The sequence below is a fragment of the Serratia liquefaciens ATCC 27592 genome, assembly GCF_000422085.1.
In the GTDB taxonomy this organism is placed as follows: Bacteria; Pseudomonadota; Gammaproteobacteria; order Enterobacterales; family Enterobacteriaceae; genus Serratia; species Serratia liquefaciens.
This window is the reverse complement of the sequence record NC_021741.1, coordinates 1054072-1072973: the sequence shown is the minus strand read 5'-3', so window position 1 is coordinate 1072973 and position 18902 is coordinate 1054072. Positions and strand designations below refer to the sequence as shown.

General features: G+C 56.4%; 17 protein-coding genes and 1 other annotated feature. Of the genes, 3 read left to right on the top strand and 14 right to left on the bottom strand.

Annotated features, from left to right (window positions below):
* Window positions 1-69: 69 nt before the first annotated feature.
* From hemH to M495_RS04870, 11 genes are all read right to left on the bottom strand, one after another.
* A complete protein-coding gene (hemH, locus tag M495_RS04920; RefSeq protein ID WP_020825540.1) occupies window positions 70-1032 on the bottom strand; it encodes a ferrochelatase in 963 nt (320 codons plus the stop codon).
* A gap of 146 nt (window positions 1033-1178) precedes the next feature.
* Window positions 1179-2327, bottom strand: a complete 1149-nt coding sequence (locus tag M495_RS04915) for a glycerate kinase (protein WP_020825539.1) — start codon at window positions 2325-2327, stop codon at window positions 1179-1181.
* A 9-nt stretch (window positions 2328-2336) separates the two neighbouring features.
* A complete protein-coding gene (locus M495_RS04910; RefSeq protein ID WP_020825538.1) occupies window positions 2337-3602 on the bottom strand; it encodes a GntP family permease in 1266 nt (421 codons plus the stop codon).
* A 118-nt stretch (window positions 3603-3720) separates the two neighbouring features.
* Window positions 3721-4854 (bottom strand): sugar diacid recognition domain-containing protein, encoded by a 1134-nt coding sequence (locus M495_RS04905; protein WP_020825537.1) that lies wholly within the window; start codon window positions 4852-4854, stop codon window positions 3721-3723.
* Between the two features lie 166 nt (window positions 4855-5020).
* A complete protein-coding gene (gene adk, locus M495_RS04900) occupies window positions 5021-5665 on the bottom strand; it encodes an adenylate kinase (protein WP_020825536.1) in 645 nt (214 codons plus the stop codon).
* 203 nt (window positions 5666-5868) lie between these two features.
* The gene (gene htpG / locus M495_RS04895) at window positions 5869-7734 is read right to left on the bottom strand and encodes a molecular chaperone HtpG (RefSeq protein WP_020825535.1); all 1866 of its coding nucleotides are present in this window, start codon (window positions 7732-7734) and stop codon (window positions 5869-5871) included.
* A 143-nt stretch (window positions 7735-7877) separates the two neighbouring features.
* The gene (gene recR / locus M495_RS04890) at window positions 7878-8483 is read right to left on the bottom strand and encodes a recombination mediator RecR (RefSeq protein ID WP_020825534.1); all 606 of its coding nucleotides are present in this window, start codon (window positions 8481-8483) and stop codon (window positions 7878-7880) included.
* Window positions 8483-8812, bottom strand: coding sequence for a YbaB/EbfC family nucleoid-associated protein (locus M495_RS04885; RefSeq protein WP_020825533.1), 330 nt, complete (start codon window positions 8810-8812; stop codon window positions 8483-8485). The genes recR and M495_RS04885 overlap by 1 nt, the downstream gene beginning before the upstream one ends.
* A gap of 41 nt (window positions 8813-8853) precedes the next feature.
* A complete protein-coding gene (gene dnaX, locus M495_RS04880) occupies window positions 8854-10806 on the bottom strand; it encodes a DNA polymerase III subunit gamma/tau (protein WP_020825532.1) in 1953 nt (650 codons plus the stop codon).
* Window positions 9457-9521 (bottom strand) — a sequence feature (DnaX frameshifting element). (Overlaps the previous gene by 65 nt.)
* Before the next feature lie 83 nt (window positions 10807-10889).
* A complete protein-coding gene (gene apt / locus M495_RS04875) occupies window positions 10890-11441 on the bottom strand; it encodes an adenine phosphoribosyltransferase (RefSeq protein WP_020825531.1) in 552 nt (183 codons plus the stop codon).
* 192 nt (window positions 11442-11633) lie between these two features.
* Window positions 11634-12014, bottom strand: a complete 381-nt coding sequence (locus tag M495_RS04870) for a DUF454 family protein (protein ID WP_020825530.1) — start codon at window positions 12012-12014, stop codon at window positions 11634-11636.
* Window positions 12015-12163: 149 nt separating this feature from the next.
* Here M495_RS04870 and priC point away from each other — a divergent pair, with 149 nt between their 5' ends.
* Window positions 12164-12700: a primosomal replication protein PriC gene (priC, locus tag M495_RS04865; protein ID WP_020825529.1), complete on the top strand. Its 537-nt coding sequence runs from the start codon at window positions 12164-12166 to the stop codon at window positions 12698-12700.
* Window positions 12701-12801: 101 nt separating this feature from the next.
* On the top strand, window positions 12802-12981 hold the full coding sequence (gene rsmS, locus M495_RS04860; protein ID WP_020825528.1) for a pleiotropic regulatory protein RsmS: 180 nt from the start codon (window positions 12802-12804) through the stop codon (window positions 12979-12981).
* Window positions 12982-13018: 37 nt separating this feature from the next.
* On the opposite strand, the gene mscK is transcribed toward rsmS, so the two are convergent.
* From mscK to acrR, 3 genes are all read right to left on the bottom strand, one after another.
* Window positions 13019-16414 (bottom strand): mechanosensitive channel MscK, encoded by a 3396-nt coding sequence (gene mscK / locus M495_RS04855; protein ID WP_020825527.1) that lies wholly within the window; start codon window positions 16412-16414, stop codon window positions 13019-13021.
* A 100-nt stretch (window positions 16415-16514) separates the two neighbouring features.
* Window positions 16515-16868 carry a DsrE/DsrF/TusD sulfur relay family protein gene (locus M495_RS04850; RefSeq protein WP_020825526.1) on the bottom strand — a complete coding sequence of 118 codons (354 nt, stop codon included), beginning with the start codon at window positions 16866-16868 and terminating at the stop codon, window positions 16515-16517.
* A 10-nt stretch (window positions 16869-16878) separates the two neighbouring features.
* Window positions 16879-17568, bottom strand: a complete 690-nt coding sequence (gene acrR, locus M495_RS04845; RefSeq protein WP_020825525.1) for a multidrug efflux transporter transcriptional repressor AcrR — start codon at window positions 17566-17568, stop codon at window positions 16879-16881.
* Window positions 17569-17710: 142 nt separating this feature from the next.
* Here acrR and sdeX point away from each other — a divergent pair, with 142 nt between their 5' ends.
* Entirely contained in the window at window positions 17711-18898 is a 1188-nt protein-coding gene (sdeX, locus tag M495_RS04840) for a multidrug efflux RND transporter periplasmic adaptor subunit SdeX (RefSeq protein ID WP_020825524.1), read from the top strand.
* The last annotated feature ends 4 nt before the right edge of the window (window positions 18899-18902 follow it).

The following is an 18902-nucleotide window of genomic DNA, read 5'->3' as shown; positions in this document are numbered from 1 at the left end:
AACAGGCAGAGAATGTTAGCACATTCCTGCCCGATTGATGATGACTGTCACTATTTTGCGCTCTGGGGATCAGAGGTGCTGCGCCACCAGTTGCTGCATCATATCAATGTGCGCCGGTTCGTCGTTCAGCGCAGAAATGTACTCAAACTTCTCGCCGCCCGCCTCGAGGAAGATTTCGCGGTTTTGCTCTTTGATTTCTTCCAGCGTTTCCAGACAGTCCGCCGAAAAACCTGGGCAGATAAGCTGAATATGTTTAACGCCTTGCGCAGGCAGGCCTTTGAGGGTTTCGTCGGTATACGGCGTCAACCAGGGTTCACGGCCAAAACGCGACTGGTAGGTCATCATGACCCGATCCGGCGCCAGCGGTAAGGTATCAGTCAAGGCACGTAACGTGTCTTCGCAGCGCTGCGGATAATCGTCGCCGAGGCGTGCATAGCGCTTGGGAATGCCGTGGAATGACAGCACCAGCCGGTCCGGTTGGCCATGCTCGGCAAACGAACGCTCCACGCTTTGACGCAATGCGGCGATGTAGGCCGGGTGTTCGGCATAGTCGCGGATAAAGCTGATCGACGGCAGGCGGCGATAGCCTTTCAATATACGTGCCACGCCGTCCCACACGGCTGCACTGGTTGAACAGGAGTATTGCGGGTACAACGGCAGTACTACCAGATTGGTCACGCCCTGTGCCAACAGCTTGTCTATCGCTTCGCCCAGGCTCGGTGAACCGTAGCTCATGCCCAATTCAACCGGCGTGTTCGGCATACGTGCGGCCAATGCGCGCTGCTGACGGCGGCTGTAGACCAGCAGTGGTGAGCCTTCGTCCATCCATACCGACTTATACAGCTTGGCAACGCGCGGCGAACGGATCGGCAGGATCGCACCGTTGAGGATCGGCCACCAGATCAATGGGGCTGTATCCACTACGCGGTCGTCACTGAGGAATTCCTTCAGATAGCGTTTTACCGCCGACGAGGTCGGAGCATCCGGCGTGCCCAGGTTCACCAGCAATACCCCGTGTTTCTCTTGCTTCATCTCAGTTCCCCTTGATTCCTTGCAAGCTAACCCCCTGTTCTGGGTCAGGGGGTTAACGTCGATTAATGGCGCCTATTGTAACGGAAAAGCGCCTCGTCGGAACCGATATCAGCAACAGGCGTTGCCCATGATAAAGGGGAATGACATTAACTCTGCGCCAGTCGCCAGACCGCCGCCACATTACGCGCCGTCACCTCCAGGTTATCGGCCGCTTCCGCCAACGCTTCCTCCAGAGAGACAACGCGATCGAGCACCGAAAAAGCGGCGTCAATGCCGTGCTGGTGCACCACCTGATAATCTTTCGACAGGCTGCCGGCAATGCCGATCACCGGCAAACCAAAGCGTTTGGCCACCCGCGCCACGCCAATCGGCGTTTTGCCGTGGATAGACTGACTGTCCAGTCGCCCTTCGCCGGTGATCACCAGGTCGGCATCGCGCAACGCCTCTTCCAATTGAAGGGTTTCGATCACGATCTCAATACCGGGGCGCAACCGGGCGTTTAGCATGCCAAGCAATGCCGCCCCCATTCCCCCTGCCGCTCCTGCACCGGGCGCGTTGATAACCTCACGACCGGTAGCCTGTTCCAGCAATGTGCCGTAATGGCGCAGCGCCACATCCAACTGCGTGACCATTTCCGGCGTGGCTCCCTTCTGCGGGCCAAACACCGCGGAGGCTCCGTTAGCACCACACAAAGGATTATCCACGTCGCAGGCCGCCGTGATGCTCACCTGCTGCAGACGCGGATCCACCCCGGAAAGATCGATATAGGCCAACTGCGCCAGCGCGGCCCCTCCAGGCGGCAAAGCCTGTCGATTCTCGTCCAGCAGTCTGGCCCCCAGCGCCTGCATCATGCCGGCCCCGCCGTCGTTGGTGGCGCTGCCGCCAATGCCAAGAATAATCGTCTTAACGCCGCGCTCCAGCGCAGCCAGGATCAGCTCACCGGTGCCATAACTGGTGGTCATGCGCGGATCTCGCTGCGCCTTGGGAGCCAGATGCAACCCGGAAGCCGCCGCCATCTCGATAACGGCAGTTTCTCCCTCTCCCAGCAAACCATAGAAGGCCTGTACCGGCTGGCCCAACGGCCCAGTGACCGCGACCGTAACGATTTCCCCACCGGTGGCTGCCACCATCGAATCCACCGTGCCTTCGCCGCCGTCCGCCATGGGTAGCTTCACATAGTGTACCTGCGGGAAGATCTGGCGGAAGCCGCGTTCGATGGCTTCCGCCACCTCCAACGCACTCAGGCTTTCTTTAAACGAATCCGGCGCAATCACCACTTTTTTCAGCGTTTTCATTACTCTTCCTTATCCCGCCAGATTAAATACGCCAAACATCAACGCCGAGACGGCCGCGATGGTAAAGCCGACCAGTGTTTCATAAGGCAGTAGCTTCAACCGTTGATGCACGGCCATATTGACGCTGCCGCCGGTGGCATGGAAGAAGCTGCCGTGCGGCAGGTGATCCAGCACCGTCGCGCCGGCATGGATCATAGCCGCCCCCGCCAGCCCGCTGACGCCCAGCTCCAGCAGAGTGCTGCTGAAGACCCCGGATGCCACGGCGGTACCGGCGGTTGTCGAAGCGGTGGCCATCGACATTAATGCCCCAGAAAGCGGAGCCAGCAGCCAGGCCGGCATGCCGGTGCTGGTCAACCCGCTGATGAGCACGTCCTTCAGCGAAGAGTTGGCGATAATGCCTGCCAGCGTACCGGTGCCAAGCAGCATAATCGCCACCGGCGCCATACGGGACAGGCCGGAAACCATAAACTGGTTGCACTGGCGGATGCGGCCCATCAGCAATGCGCCCACCAGACCGCCCAGCGGCAGCGCTATCAGCGGATCGATGGCAATACCGGCGATCGGCCGCAGCGACAGCAGAACAATGGCAACCAAGGGTGCGCTGATCGCCGCCGCAAAGCCCGGACGAATGCCTTCGGCTTGCTGCGTCAGCTCTTCCGCCATCACCTTATCGCCCTTATCACTCAAACGGCGGGCCAGCAGATAGGCCACGATCAATCCGCACAATCCTGGCACGATACCGGCCATCATCACCGAGGTCAGCGGCACGTGGAAGTTGTCGGCTGCGGCAATGGTGTTGGGGTTTGGTGACATCACGTTACCGGCCTTGCCGCCGCCGATCATCGCCAGCAGTATCGCCGCACGCGAGATCCCGGCCTTCTGAGCGATGGAAAGGGCAATCGGCGCCACGGTGATCACCGCAACGTCGATAAATACGCCCACTGCCGTCAGGATCAGTGTAGCTACCGCCAGCGCTAACAGCGCACGGGTTTCCCCGACTTTGCGGACGATGGTTTCAGCGATGGTGTGCGCCGCGCCGGACTCGATCAACACCCCGGCCAGCACCCCCGCCGCCAAAATGCGCATCACGGCATTGGTAATGCCCTGCGCACCGGTGATCATCAGCGTCACGGTCTGCACCAGATCGGCGCCGCCGCATAATCCGCCCGCCAGCGCACCGGCAATCATGCCGTAGGCAGGCGGGACCTTGCGTAAAATCAGGACGATAGCGACGACCAATGCCACCAGCGCCCCAAGCGTGGATACCGTTGTCATTATTGTTTTCCCCGTTGTTGGTGTGGGGAAAACATATCCTGAGCGCCGGACATTGGCGTGAGAGAAAGCCACAAAAACATGCGCGCGCACACAGCGGAAAGTTGTGGTTTTACACAACTCAGCCGTGCATCAGCATGCCAATATACAACTGCAAGGCGTCCGTTAACTGATTGATTTTTAATTCAGTAATGGCTTCAATACGCTGCAGGCGATAGCGCAAGGTATTGACGTGAATATGAAGCTCGGCGGCGGTCTGCGTCTGATCACAATTCCGCGAAAAATAGTGCCTCAGCGTGCTGCGTAATACCCCTTTTTCATCCTGTTCGCCCAAAACCTGCCAGGGGCGGGAAAGCTCTTGAGCCCGCCAGTCTTCACCCAGATCGCACAGCAGTGACGGTAGCGGATAATCTTGGTAAAACAGCGTCTTGTGCCGTAACTTCAGGCGTTTCGCCATCGCCTGGGTGGCGCGAGCCGTCAGGCTTGAACGGTGCAACCCTGCTTCGCCGCTAAAGAAACCACCGACAATCAACCGCAGGTTGAAACGCGACTGAAGCTGGCTCTGTAACTGCTGCGCCTGTTTGCGCTCCTGCTTCACATTCCACTCCCCCTGCACCAGACTGGCAGGACGCAGCAGGATCATTTCGTTGAACCCGGTGATGGCGATCAGCGCTTCGCGCTGAGTCTGCTCCAGCTCCGTCAGCAATTCACGCAGCAGGTGCGGCTGCGTGTCCTGTAATTCCGCGATCCAGACAATCCGTGGCTGTTGCAGATCTAACCCCAGGTAGGCGGCCATCGCCTCCAGCGAGCCTGATGCCGGCTGCGGTTGCAGCAACTGATTGGCCAGTTCCTCGCGGTAGCGTTTTTCCCACTGATGTTGATCCAGCAACGCCGCCTGCTCCACCATCATTTCGGCCGCCATTTTCACCAGTTCGGCATAGGCACGTACCTGCGCGGGTTCACCGGAAATACCGATCACCCCTACCTGTTGGCTGTGAAAACTGAAGGGCAAATTGATGCCGGGCCGCACTCCCTTGAGGTGCGCGGCAGTCACCGCATCGATTTCCACCACCCGGTTTTCGGTCAGCGCCAGAACAGCGCCTTCATGACGCTGGAACAGGCGTGAGGGGTTGCCGGAAGCGATGATGACGCCGTTGCTGTCCATCACATTGACAGAATGGCTGATGATGCTCATCGCCCGCTGCACGATCTGGCGTGCGGTGGATTCTGCCAGCAAATGGGTTGGTCTGAGCATGCGGATTGTCCCCGGGGATTAAGATGGGGGAGTTATACGCCATTTCTCTCGGTGGATTAAAGGGCACAGGCGCAACAAGCCACGGCGATCACAATTCGGCGGGTAAATAATAAAAAAAACGCCAGGCGGATGAGGCCTGGCGCTATGCACAGCAATGAAAAACCGATTAGCCGAGGATGTTCGCCAGTTCGGCGCTCACTTCGGTCACTTTGCGGGTGCCGTCGATTTTACGGTATTGGGTGTTACCTGCAGCAGCTTCTTTGCTGTAGTAGGAAATCAGCGGTGCAGTCATCTGATGGTATTCCACCAGACGTTTACGTACGGTTTCTTCCTGATCGTCTTTACGAGTTGTCAGTTCTTCACCGGTCGCGTCGTCTTTACCTTCCACCTTCGGTGGATTGAATTTAATGTGGTACACGCGGCCAGAAGGGGCATGTACGCGACGGCCAACGATGCGATCGATAATCAGCTCGTCCGGTACGTCAAATTCCAGCACGTAATCCACATTGATGCCGGCTTCTTTCATCGCGTCAGCCTGTGGAATGGTGCGTGGGAAACCGTCCAGCAGAAAACCTTTACGGCAATCTTCCTGGGTGATGCGTTCTTTAACCAGTGCAATGACCAACTCATCGGTCACCAGCTTGCCGGCGTCCATGATTTCTTTCGCCTGCTTGCCCAATTCACTGCCGGCCTTCACGGCTGCGCGCAACATATCACCCGTGGAGATTTGCGGAATACCGTATTTCTCCATGATGAATTGAGCCTGAGTACCTTTACCAGCGCCCGGAGCGCCCAGCAGAATGATACGCATTGCGTAAATCCCCTTGCTATGTAGTTTTTATAAAATTGCGAAAACGCTCAACCATACCATTTCAGGGGGGGCTGGCTCAAGGTACGCGAGGAAATCGATTGCGGCGTCAAAGGGAGGAAACAGAGAATAAAGCGCGGAAAATCGGCAGGAAAAACAAAAAAATACGCCCAAAATTCGCGGATTTTGGGCGTATATACTCGGAATTATGCGGACAACAGTTTATTCATACGACGGATAAACTGATTTGGATCCTCCAGGGTGCCGCGTTCAGCCAGCAGAGCCTGATCCAATAACAGATCAATCCATTCGGCGAATTGTTCGTTATCGCCCACATCGGATGCGCGTTTGACCAACGCATGCTCCGGGTTCAGTTCGAAAATGTACTTCACCGCCGGCGCTTCCTGGCCCGCAGCGGCAAACAGCTTCGCCATCTGGGTGCTCATTTCGTCGGCATCGGTGATAACGATAGCCGGCGTGTCGGTCAGACGGTGCGTCAGACGCACGTCCTTCACGCGATCGCCCAGCAGGGTTTTCACACGGTCAACAAAGGGCTCCAGCTGCTTCTCGGCGGCCTTCTGCTCTTCGGTTTCGTCTGCCAGCTTGTCCAACGCGTCATCTGCCTTGCTGACGGATTGGAACGGCTTGCCGTCGAACTCGGTCAGGTAGCTCATCATCCATTCGTCGATGCGGTCAGAAAGCAGCAGCACTTCGATGCCTTTCTTGCGGAACAGTTCCAGGTGTGGGCTGCTCTTGGCGGCGGCATAGCTGTCGGCGGTGATGTAATAAATCTTCTCCTGCCCTTCTGCCATGCGGCCCACGTACTCTTCCAGCGAGACGGTTTGCGCCGAGCTGTCATTGTGGGTGGAAGCAAAGCGCAGCAGCTTGGCAATGGCTTCTTTGTTGCCACCATCTTCCGCCGGGCCCTCTTTCAACACCAGACCAAACTGCTGCCAGAACTTCTGGTAGCCTTCCGCATCGTCTTTAGCCAGTTTCTCCAGCATCTGCAACACACGCTTGGTCAGCGCACCGCGCAGGTTCTGGGTCACACGGCTGTCTTGCAGGATCTCACGCGAAACGTTCAGCGGCAGATCGTTGGAATCGATCAGGCCACGCACGAAACGCAGGTAGTTCGGCATGAACTGTTCAGCGTCGTCCATGATGAACACGCGCTGCACGTACAGCTTCAGCCCGTGCTTGTGATCGCGGTTCCACATGTCCCATGGCGCCTGGGCAGGAATGTACAGCAGGCTGGTGTATTCCTGCTTGCCTTCCACTCGGTTGTGGCTCCAGCTCAGCGGATCGGTAAAGTCGTGCGCGATGTGCTTGTAGAACTCTTTGTATTCTTCGTCGGTCACGTCAGCCTTGCTGCGGGTCCACAGGGCCTGCGCCTTGTTGATTTTTTCCCAGGTGACGGTGCCGTCTTCTTCGTTTTTGCTTTCAATCTCAACCGGCAGTGCAATGTGGTCGGAGTATTTGCCGATCACGGAACGCAGACGCCAGGCATCGAGATACTCATCTTCGCCTTCGCGCAGATGCAGGGTAATTTCGGTACCGCGATCTTCTTTGCTGATATCGGCAATGGTGTAATCGCCTTCGCCGACAGATTCCCAGAACACGCCTTGATCGGCCGGAGCGCCCGCGGCACGAGTGCGCACGGTGACTTTATCCGCCACGATGAACGCGGAGTAGAAACCCACGCCGAACTGACCAATCAGTTGGCTGTCTTTGGCCTGATCGGAACCGATGGATTCCAGGAAGGCTTTGGTACCTGACTTGGCGATGGTACCCAGGTTTTCAATCACTTCCTCACGGCTCATGCCAATACCGTTGTCGGCAATGGTCAACGTACGCTGTTCTTTATCGAAAGAAAGGCGCACACGCAGCTCGCCGTCACCTTCATATAGCTCAGGCGTCGACAGTGCGCGGAAACGCAGCTTGTCGGCGGCATCCGAGGCGTTGGAGATCAGCTCGCGCAGGAAAATTTCTTTATTGGAGTACAGCGAATGAATCATCAAATGAAGCAGTTGTTTTACTTCAGACTGGAAACCACGGGTTTCTTGACCTTTCATACTCATTGATTACCTCAAAGACAATAGCTACCAAAAGCGAACAATGAGGATTAAGTGGGGACAAGGGCGTTGTTTTTCAAGCGGCTGGCGGGAAATTTTTGCAGATAGCTGACGGGGCCAAATAGCCCCATCAGAGGAAAACATCAAAACTTGATAACGTGACGACCGGCCAATGAATGCGACAACGTGGTGCCGTCGACCATTTCCAGTTCACCGCCCACCGGCACGCCGTGGGCTATGCGGCTGGCGACCACGCCATACTGGCCGCACATCTCGGCGATATAGTTGGCGGTTGCCTCACCTTCCACCGTCGGGTTGGTGGCCAGGATCACTTCAGTGATGCTTTCTTTTTCCAGCCGTTGCTCCAGCCGATCCAGACCGATATCACCGGGCCCAATGCCGTCCATCGGCGACAGGTGGCCCATCAGCACAAAGTAGCGTCCGGCGAACTGACCGGTCTGCTCAATGGCGTGAATATCCGCCGGACTTTCCACCACGCAGATCTGACCGTTTTGCTGACGGCGCGGATTGGCGCAGATGGTGCAAACGTCCTGCTCGGTGAAGGTACGGCAATCGGCACAGTGGCCAATCTCTGACATGGCGCGGGTCAGCGCCTGCGCCAGACGCATCCCACCACTGCGATCGCGCTGCAACAGCTGGAACGCCATACGCTGCGCCGACTTCGGGCCAACGCCCGGCAGGCAGCGCAACGCCTCCATCAGTGTTTCAAGGAGCGGGCTGGTCTGCATTAGAACGGCATCTTAAAGCCAGGTGGCAGTTGCATGCCGCTGGATACAGACGCCATCTTCTCTTTCTGGGTTTCGTCGATACGGCGCGCAGCATCGTTAATCGCAGCGGCAATCAGATCTTCCAGCATGTCTTTGTCGTCTTCCATCAGACTCTGATCGATCTCCACACGACGGCAGTTGTGCGCACCGTTGATGGTGACTTTCACCAGACCGGCGCCGGATTCGCCAGTCACTTCCAATTTGGCGACTTCTTCCTGCATCTGCTGCATTTTTTCTTGCATTTGCTGGGCTTGCTTCATCAGGTTGCCCAGACCGCCTTTACCAAACATAGTCGTCTCTCGTCGCTAGGGCCGCGCACTTTACGCGGCGTTTAAATGGGGCGAATACTCTCTTCATCCAGGTCTGCGTCGAAGAACCGGCGCAGCGTTTGGATATTGGTATCCGCAACGATCGACTGGCGCGCCTGCGCCAGTTTTTCTTCATAAATGGCTTGGCGCCACTCCAGCGGAGTCCGCTCCGCCGGATTATCGTCTTCCACCACGGTCAGTTCAACCGGACTGCCGTACAGCTCGGTGAGTGCATCGGTCAACATCTTCTGCGCCGAAGGCGAGTTCAGATGGCGCTGCGACGACCGCAGATGGAGACAAATTTTACCTGGTTCCAGCACTTCTTTAACCGCGTTCAACGCCAGTTGCTGCACCAGTTTTGGAATTTTCAGCTTATCGATTTCTGCCGCCCAGGCATCGCGTTCCAGCGACTCCACCACCAGCTTGGCTGACAGTTCGGGCGTTTTTTCATGCTCAAGAGCCGTGCGCAGCGCTTTTGGCGTCGCCAGCGGTTCCGGCTCGGCCTCTGGCTCGGTCTGTGCACGCCAGCGATAAGCTTCCGGCTTGGCCGGTTTTTGCTGAACAAGTTTTTCCGCCTGGCGCTGCTGGCTGCGCTCAGTCACGGAAGCCAACCGCTCCAGTGCTGAGTTTGCCGGCCGCGCTTTTCCTGGCGCCGCCGGTTCACTCTTTTTTGGTGTGGATGCTCCCTGCCGCAACAGCTGGGTGCGCGCCTTTAATAATTGCGCGGTGGCATCCGGTAAATTAGCCTGCTGATTATTCTGTGGCGCAACCTGGCCTAACGGCGGTGGCGCGTCCTGAAACTGTGGTGGTTGAGCCACCTGCTGAGCCTGCGGTTGCGCCATCTGCGCCGGTGCGGTTTGCACCATCGCCACCGGCTCCGGGATCACCGCTTTCGGGTGAAACGCCAGAGCACGCAGCAGGGTCATCTCAACCCCCATACGGCGATCCGGGGCAAAGGCCAGCTCTTTACGGCCGACCAGCAGCGTTTGGTAATAAAGCTGTACGTCCGTCGGCGGCAAAGTACGCGCCAGCTCACGCAACCGCTGTTCAATGGCGGCGTAATGATTGTCCAGTACCGATGGCAGTAACTGCACCATCGCGATCCGGTGCAGCAAGGCCAGCGTTTCGATCAGCAGGTTTTCCCAGTCAACACCGCGTGAAGCGGCTTGCGCGACCTGCGCCATCACCTTTTCGCCATCTGCGCTCACCAGCGCTTCGAGGATTGCCAGCGGCTGTTCGTCATCCAGCGTACCGAGCATTTGGCTGACGGTGGTGGTGGTCACCTGCCCTTGCCCCATCGCGATAGCCTGGTCGGTAAGGCTCAACGCGTCACGCATACTGCCGTCGGCAGCACGTGCTATCAGCTGCAGCGCGCGCTGGTCGCTGGTGATTTGTTCTGCCTGCAGAACCGTTTCCAACTGGTTGCGGATCTGCTCGACATCCAGAGCCTTAAGATGGAATTGCAGGCAGCGCGACAGGATGGTGACCGGCAGCTTTTGCGGATCGGTCGTCGCCAGCAGGAATTTGACGTGAGAAGGCGGCTCTTCCAGCGTTTTCAACAGCGCATTGAAGCTGTGACGCGAGAGCATGTGCACTTCGTCAATCAGGTAAACCTTGAAGCGGCCGCGGGCGGGTGCGTACTGGACGTTATCCAGCAGATCGCGGGTATCTTCCACCTTGGTTCTGGACGCGGCGTCGATCTCGATCAAATCAACAAAGCGGCCCTGCTCAATCTCGCGGCAGTTGTCGCATTGACCGCACGGCGTGGCGGTGATGCCGGTTTCACAGTTCAGGCCTTTGGCCAGCAAGCGCGCAATGGTGGTTTTACCCACGCCGCGCGTGCCCGAGAACAGATAGGCGTGATGAATCCGCCCCAGCGAGAGGCCGTTAGCCAGCGCAGTCAGGACATGTTCCTGTCCGACAACATCTGCAAACGTTTGAGGGCGCCACTTACGGGCAAGAACCTGATAGCTCATTAATACCGGAAAAGTCGAGTAATCTGGAGGGTCATGCTAACACAGCCCCGCGGCGATCCGCGAGGCCGTTGTGGTAATGCAGATCAGTGGCCGGCGAAGTTGACCAGGCAGTAGCATTCAATACCCAGTGAGTTCAAACGCGCTTCACCGCCGAGATCCGGCAGGTTAATGATGAAAGCAGCGTCTTTAACTTCACCGCCCAGACGGCGGATCAGTTTTGCGGTGGCTTCGATGGTGCCACCGGTTGCCAGCAGATCGTCCACCACCAGCACTTTATCACCGGCACTGATGGCATCGGTGTGTATTTCCAGTTGGTCAGTACCGTATTCCAGCTCATAGCTTTCGCTGAGCGTCGCGCGCGGCAGCTTACCCGGTTTACGCACCGGAACAAAACCTACGCCCAGCGCCAATGCCACCGGTGCGCCAAACAGGAAACCACGCGCTTCGGTGCCAACCACTTTGGTCACGCCCGCTTCGCGAAAGCGCTCAACCAGCAATTCGATGCTGGCAGCATAAGCCAGCGGGTTTTCCAGCAGGCTGGTGACGTCACGGAACAGTATGCCCGGCTTAGGGTAATCCGGAATGGTTTTGATACTGTCTTTAATAAACTGAAGCTGCTGTGCAGTAGCGGTCATAATTATTGCCTGATAAAACTGCCTGATGACTTGCGCGCCGATCGTCTGGAACCCGATCCCGGCATAAACAGGGAATGGGAGGCCACCCGCGCACGAAAACGCCCAAATCTATGCAAACTGACGGACAAATGCAACTTTCCCCTGCATCTTTCAAAACGCAGCCTGAAAGCTATTGAATATCATAGGCCACAATCAGCGCTGTTTTTGTTGCGATAAGTCAACAACCGGCAAGCGCAACATGAAGGTCAGCAAAATAGCCAGCATCAGCAACAGCACTCCGCGCACCCACCAGATTTTCACCAACCACAACGAAAGTGCGAATGTCAGCACAATCACCACCACCGCCTTCCATTTAGCCCCTGGCGGTAAGGCGCGATGCTGCTGCCAATGACGCAGATAAGGCCCGAACCAGGAGCGGTACAACAGCCAACTGTGGAAGCGTGGTGACGAACGGGCGAAGCACCAGGCGGCCAACAGCAGAAACGGCGTCGTCGGCAGCAGTGGTAATACCACGCCCAACGTCGCCAACACCACCGCTAACCAACCGAGGATAATCAATAACCAACGCGTCATGCGAGCCCTTGTCCATCAACCTGTCTGGCGTTACTTTATCACCGCCTTCCCCCGTGCCACCAGCCGCAACGGGCGGAATTATGCACGGCGCTTGTTTCACGACGCGATCGCGGGCAAGCTGAGCCCACTATCCCCACAATGGAGCCGACGTGAGCACCCAGCGTCTTTTAGAAGCGTTAGAACAACAAATCAAGGTATTGGCCAGCGAGATCACGCCCCGCGGCGACGCGCCTATCCCTCAGGCACGCTTCGATACTGCGCTGTTTTCTAACCGCGGTACACGGCTGCGCGATTATCTGGCCGAAGTGCAAAAGAACTTCGCCCAGTTACAGACGGCGGCCAACGACAATCGCACCACTCAGGTAGCCTTTCTGGCTGAAAAGTTGCTGGCGCAGCTCACCGCCCTGCAACGCGAGCTGGCAACCCAGACGCTGCGCCGTAAGAATCAGCCCAAAGAGGTGGCAGCGGTCGATCTGTATCACAAGCTGGCCGAACATCAGGATTATGAACGTCGGATCATTGCAATGATTCAGGATCGGGAAAGCCTGCTGGGAAGGCAGACGACACTGGCGGCACAGCAAAAGCTTCAACATGAGCTGGCTGCGTTAGAAGGCCGACTGACGCGTTGCCGTCAAGCGCTGACGCGCATTGAGCGCAGTATTGAACGTAAAGAAAACGGTTTTTGAAGATTTATCACAATATTTTAATGATTATTCCCCCCAATCGGGCTTGTTCACTATACTCAGCCGAACGAAGTATCATTCATCTCAATTAAAACGTGGGTTTTATGTCTCTAGAAAATGCCTCACCAGAATTGCAACTGGCGGTAGATCTGATTTACCTGCTGGAATGCAATGAGATCGATCCCGCCACCGCGCTGGCGGCGCTGGATATTGTCAAACGGGACTACCAGGAAAAGCTGCAGCGCAACGGCGTTACCTCCCCATATCTGCCTGTCGGGCAGTGAAAAGGGTTCAGCCTGCGCTGAACCCAGGATCCTCGTTCTACTCCCCTACCGATGAGCCGTCCTTATCCGACGATAGCGTCCGTTTTACTTCCTGCACCTCGTTGCCCTGCTGATTGTGCAAATAGACCTCGAGCTGGTTGAAAGCAATGTTGATGTCGTTTTCGCGACACAGGCGTTCGATAGAGCGATTCAGTTCGTCAACGGTATAGCTGCGGTCGCGTAGCTCACGCACGTAAAGGCGCAGTTCATGATCCAGCGTACTGGCACCGAAATTCAGGAAGAACACCTGCGGCTCCGGATCGCTCATCACGCGTGGGTTATCATGCGCCGCCTTGAGCAGCACCGCTTTCACCTTATCCAAATCGGAGCCGTAGGCCACCCCTACCTTGATTAAAACGCGGGTGATGGTGTCTGACAGCGACCAGTTGATCAGCCGTTCGGTCACAAATGCCTTATTCGGAATGATCACCTCTTTGCGGTCAAAGTCAGTGATGGTGGTGGCGCGAATGCGGATTTTGCTGACCGAACCAGAGAAAGTGCCAATAGTAATGGTATCGCCAATACGAATCGGCCGTTCGAACAGGATGATCAGGCCGGACACAAAGTTGGCGAAAATCTCCTGCAGCCCGAAGCCCAACCCGACGGTCAACCCGGCGGCCAGCCACTGCAATTTATCCCAGGAGACACCCAGCGAGCCCAGTGCAGTGACCGCGCCCACAGTGGTGATCAGGTAGGTGAGTATGGTGGTGACGGCGTAAGACGTCCCCTGCCGCAGTTGCAGCCGCGACAGCACCACCACCTCCAGCAGACCGGGCAGGTTGCGCGTCATCACGTAGGCGACAATTACCGCCGCTATCGCCACCATCATGTTGCCCAGCGTCACCGCCTGCGCCACGCTGCTGCCGGCGACAGTGGTGGTGTAATGCCACAGCGTAATGCTGTCCAGGTACGAAATGACCGTCACCAAATCTGACCAAATGCCATACAGGGCGCTGGCGAAGATAATAAACAGCACCATGGTGGTCAGACGCAGCGACTGCTGGTTGATCTGATCGAGCGCCAAAGGCGGCTCCTCAACCGGTTCAACCCCTTCAGCCCCCTCTTTCTCCTTGGCCAGGCTCTGACGACGAGCTATCGCACGGCGGTAAGCCAGACGGCGCGCCGCGACGCTCAGCCCGCGAATGGCGGTCAGATAGACGATATTCCACAGGAAGAACAGATACAGGCTGTCGATCCAGCGGCCGGCTAACCGCAACGTGGTATAGAAATAGCCGGCGAACATCAGCCCCAGCAGGATCAGCGGCGTAGCGGCAATGGCGGTGACAATGATCAGCCTTACCGCGTGCGAGCCCTTTTCACGCCAGCTGTCGCGGCACAACGGAAACACCAGCACCGCCAGCAGTGCCAAGGTCAACATCACCACCACCTGGCCGATAACGTCTTCCACCAACCGCAGTGGTGCTTTCTCGCCCAGCACCGACCAGAAGATCAGCGGTAGCAGCGCCAGTCCGAGGCGTACCGTCTGACGACGATAATGCGCACAAAGCTCAGAGGCGAAGTTGAAATGCCGTTCGCAAATGCCGCCAGGTGCCAGCGTGCGGTAGGTAAAGCCGAATATCAGCCAGAACAGCGCCAACTGTTGCGACAACGCCCAGAGAAAGTCACTGAGACCGATTTCTGCACGGTAACACCAGAAACCCACCCCCAACAGCAATGCCGAACCGGGCAGGACCTTCAGCAGAGTCAACACAATGGCCCTGGGGGTGTGCATCTGGCTATCACGCTTTAATTGCCCCACGTCATTGGCCAGTTTCTGCAAATGGGTGTCTATCAGCTTGTAACGCCAGCGCAACAGGCCGATCAGCAACAGCAGCGGGATCAGCATGACCAGTGAATTCAGTCCGCCCTGCAGTATTTTGCCGAAGTCGACTTTGAAGTCGAGCGCAGCCAGTTGATCTCTAACCGCCCCTGGCAAAGCTTTCAGCCATGCCAGATCGACCGGTTTGTTGCTGTTTACCCAGAAAATCTGCTGAGTCAGGGTATCGCGCAGCGAGCTGTTAACGCTGGTTAACTGCTGTTGGTTGATCTGCAGGCTGATCGATTGTGCCAACTGATTGCTGAGCTGTTTGTTTAACTGATCCAACAGTTCACGGCGCATATCGACGATTTCATTCAGAGCATCCAGCACGTCGGCGCTGGCTTTTTCTTTGCTGTCGGCAACCAGTTTGTTGATGTAATCGTCACCCTTGAACAGATCGTCGCGCTGCTGGTTGATATCAAACTGTTCCAGGCGCAGATCGGCAATACGCGTACCCATATCCGCCACCAACGTGCCCTGCGGCAGGCTTTGTTGCTGCTGATACAGAATGCGCGACAGCACCAGACTGCCTTTCAGCACCTGGATCTGCTCTTTGAGATTACGCTCCGCCTGCAGGCCGCGATCCAGCCAGTTCTTCACCCGAATATTCTGCTGGAACAGTACGTTGCTCTCTTCCGTGGCGGCAATCAGCCGCTGGCTGAGCTGGCGGTTAACGTCCAGCTCTTTGCTGACCAACTGGTCGTGCTGGATATCCGTAGCGTCTTCCGGATTCTGTGCCTCTTTGGCGGTTTTTTCCGACAGCGTCAGACGCTTGCTGTTGACCACTTCTTGCAACAATTGCACGTTGTGGTCGAGCGCATCGATATGCCCGGTCGTATAATCGCGCTGCTTCTGCAGCAAATCTTGCAGGGTAGTGTTGGCTTCCAGACTTTTGCGTTGCAGATCTATCTGCGCGTTGAGTAGCGTTTGCTCGGTGGCCAGCATCACCAGTTGGCTGTCACGCAACGAGTTTTGTCCCGGCGTCTGATCGTTGATCTGGTTACGAATTTCCTGCAGCCGCTGAGACGCGGTATACATGCTGCTCTGCACCCGTTCCGGTTGAGTCTGTAGCGAAACCAGCTGGCTGTTATAGGTGGACAGGTTTTCCTGCGCCGTCTGTAGGTCATCGAGCGTCTGGTAAAGCCGGGTTTCCAATTGGCGCAGGGAAAGTTGCAGCAGTTCAGCCCGGGCGGCCGCACTGTCGACCGGCGTTTTGAGCGCCGCCAGATCGTCGGTGACCTGGCGCAATTTGCCCGGTGCCAGCTGCAGCTGTTGCTTAAGCTGCGCGCCATCCTGCCTGGTGCGATCGATGGCATCCAGCAGTTCTAGGGTTCGGGTAAGGTCTTGCTGCGTGAGTTTATTGACCGGCGTCAGCGTCTTTTGCTTATTCAGCGCATCAAGCTGGCTTTGTATTTCACTGCGTGACGGCACATCGCCATTGAGTGCCGCATAGGCTGCAGGTTGGCAAACCGCACAGAAAGCGATCAACAAAAACAGGGCGAAGGCGCGGGAGAACTCCACACCGAACAACGACACGAGCGGCAGAAAAAGGCGTTTGGCTAACCTGCGATGCATGATTTGGCTTCGAATCAATAAAGAAGCCTAAAGATTATCACGATCGCAGAGAGCCAAAGAATAAGAAAAGCGTTGCGGGTGATGTACAAATGCCGCGGGCTTAGAAGGTCAATACTTTCTCCGCCGCCAACGTCCACTGTGCCAGTTCCACCAGCGTTCCGATTTCCACCCCGTCCGCCAGCGGCAGCCGACTGACTCCGCGCGCATCGGCACAGGTTTTACACAATTTCACCGGCACCTGCTGCGCGGTAAGAATTTCCAGCATTTGCTGCAGGTGATAGCCTTCATGCGGCTGCTGCCCGGCAATGCCCGCGACCACCGCATCGGACATCAAAAACAGTTTCAGGTTGAGATCGCTCTGCTGCTCTTTCAGCGCAATCGCCAGACGCAGCGCGTTAAACAGCGATTCGTGACCATAAGCGGCGCCATTGGCGATCAAGACAACGGATGACATGGTGTTTCTCCTATAAATGATGATGTTCTGCACTCAACGGCTGTGCCGCCAGCTCCCCCTCCTCCGGTTTTATCCGCAAGGTGGGGCTGAATTGGGCCATTTCGATAAATGAGTCGATCAACACCGCCGCCTCGGCTTTCAGATCAAAGCTTTCCGGCATAAAAAGCCAGTTTTCCATCAGGCCGGTAATGTAGGCGCGCAGAATGATAGAAGCGCGGCGGGTATGTAAATCAGCCGGCAGTTGGCCGTGGCGCATACTGTTGCGCAGCACGGACTCAATACGGTCGTAACCTTCCAGATAGAGGACTTTACGGGCATCTTGCAACGGGAGCATCTCACCGACAAATTCACACTTATGGAAAACGATCTCCATCAGGGCACGCCTGCGTGCGTCATCTACCGTAGCCGTCAGAATATAAATTAGAATTTCGCGTAAAATACGCAGTGGATTCTCAGGGTACTTTGCCTGATACTCTAGTTCGAGATCGCCTATTTTCGACTCTGATAACTCCCAAACTTCGTTAAACAGGTCTACCTTATTCTTGAAGTGCCAGTAAATTGCGCCACGCGTCACCCCAGCAGCGGTGGCTATATCGGTGAGGGACGTTGCAGAAACGCCACGTTCAGAGAATTCTCGCACCGCAGCGTCAAGAATGTGCTGTCGAGTTTCTTGCGCTTGCTGTTTGGTTTTTCGTGCCATGGCGTTGTTTTTTCGGGGAAGTGAGATTTACATACATTCGTGTATGTATGTACCATAGCACGCACTAATAATTAACGCAGCAATGGGTTTTAAAGCTTGTGATCCATTGATCATTTTGAAATCGGACACTTGAGGTTTTTCTATGAACAAAAACAGAGGGTTAACGCCTCTGGCGGCAGTTCTGATGCTTTCAGGCAGCTTAGTGCTAACAGGATGTAACGATAAAGAAACCCAACAGCAAGGCGCCCAGGCACCGGCTCCCGAAGTGGGTGTAGTGACATTGAAGGCAGAACCTCTCAACATCACCACCGATCTTCCTGGTCGTACCGCTGCGTATCGTATCGCCGAAGTTCGCCCTCAGGTTAGCGGCATTATCCTGAAACGTAACTTCGTAGAAGGCAGCGATATCAAGGCAGGTACTTCCCTGTATCAAATCGATCCTGCTACCTATCAGGCGGCCTATGACAGCGCTAAAGGCGATTTGGCGAAAGCCCAAGCCAGCGCGTCTATCGCACGCGTGACGGTTAACCGCTACAAACCATTGCTGGGTACCAGTTACATCAGTAAGCAAGATTACGACACCGCAGTCTCCAACCTGCAGCAGGCGGAAGCCGCTGTTGTGGCAGCCAAAGCCGCTGTGGAAACCGCGCGCATCAACCTGGCTTACACCAAGGTGACTTCACCAATCTCCGGCCGTATCGGCAAATCTGCCGTGACCGAAGGGGCACTGGTCACTAACGGCCAAGCTACTGCTCTGTCTACCGTGCAGCAGCTTGATCCGATGTACGTCGACGTGACTCAGTCGAGCAACGACTTCCTGCGTCTGAAGCAAGAACTGGCAAGCGGTGCGCTGAAGCAAGAGAACGGCAAAGCCAAAGTGAAACTGCTGCTGGAAAACGGCGCGCAATACGCTCAGGAAGGCACGCTGGAATTCTCTGACGTCACCGTTGATGAAACCACCGGTTCCATCACCATTCGTGCGGTGTTCCCTAACCCTAACGATACGCTGTTGCCAGGCATGTTCGTTCGCGCCCGTCTGGACGAAGGTGTGCGCAGCGACGCATTGCTGGTACCGCAGCAGGGTGTGACGCGTAACCCACGTGGCGATGCTACTGCACTGGTGGTAGGTGCTGACGACAAAGTTGAATTGCGTACGCTGAAGGCCGATCAGGCTATCGGCGACAAATGGCTGGTTACCGACGGTTTGAAAGCCGGCGACCGCGTGATTGTCACCGGCTTGATGAAAGTCCGTCCGGGCGCTCAGGTAAAAGTGCAGGAAGTTGACACTCAGGCGCAAAAGCAGCCGCAGTCTGAAGCGCAGAAGTCATAAAAAG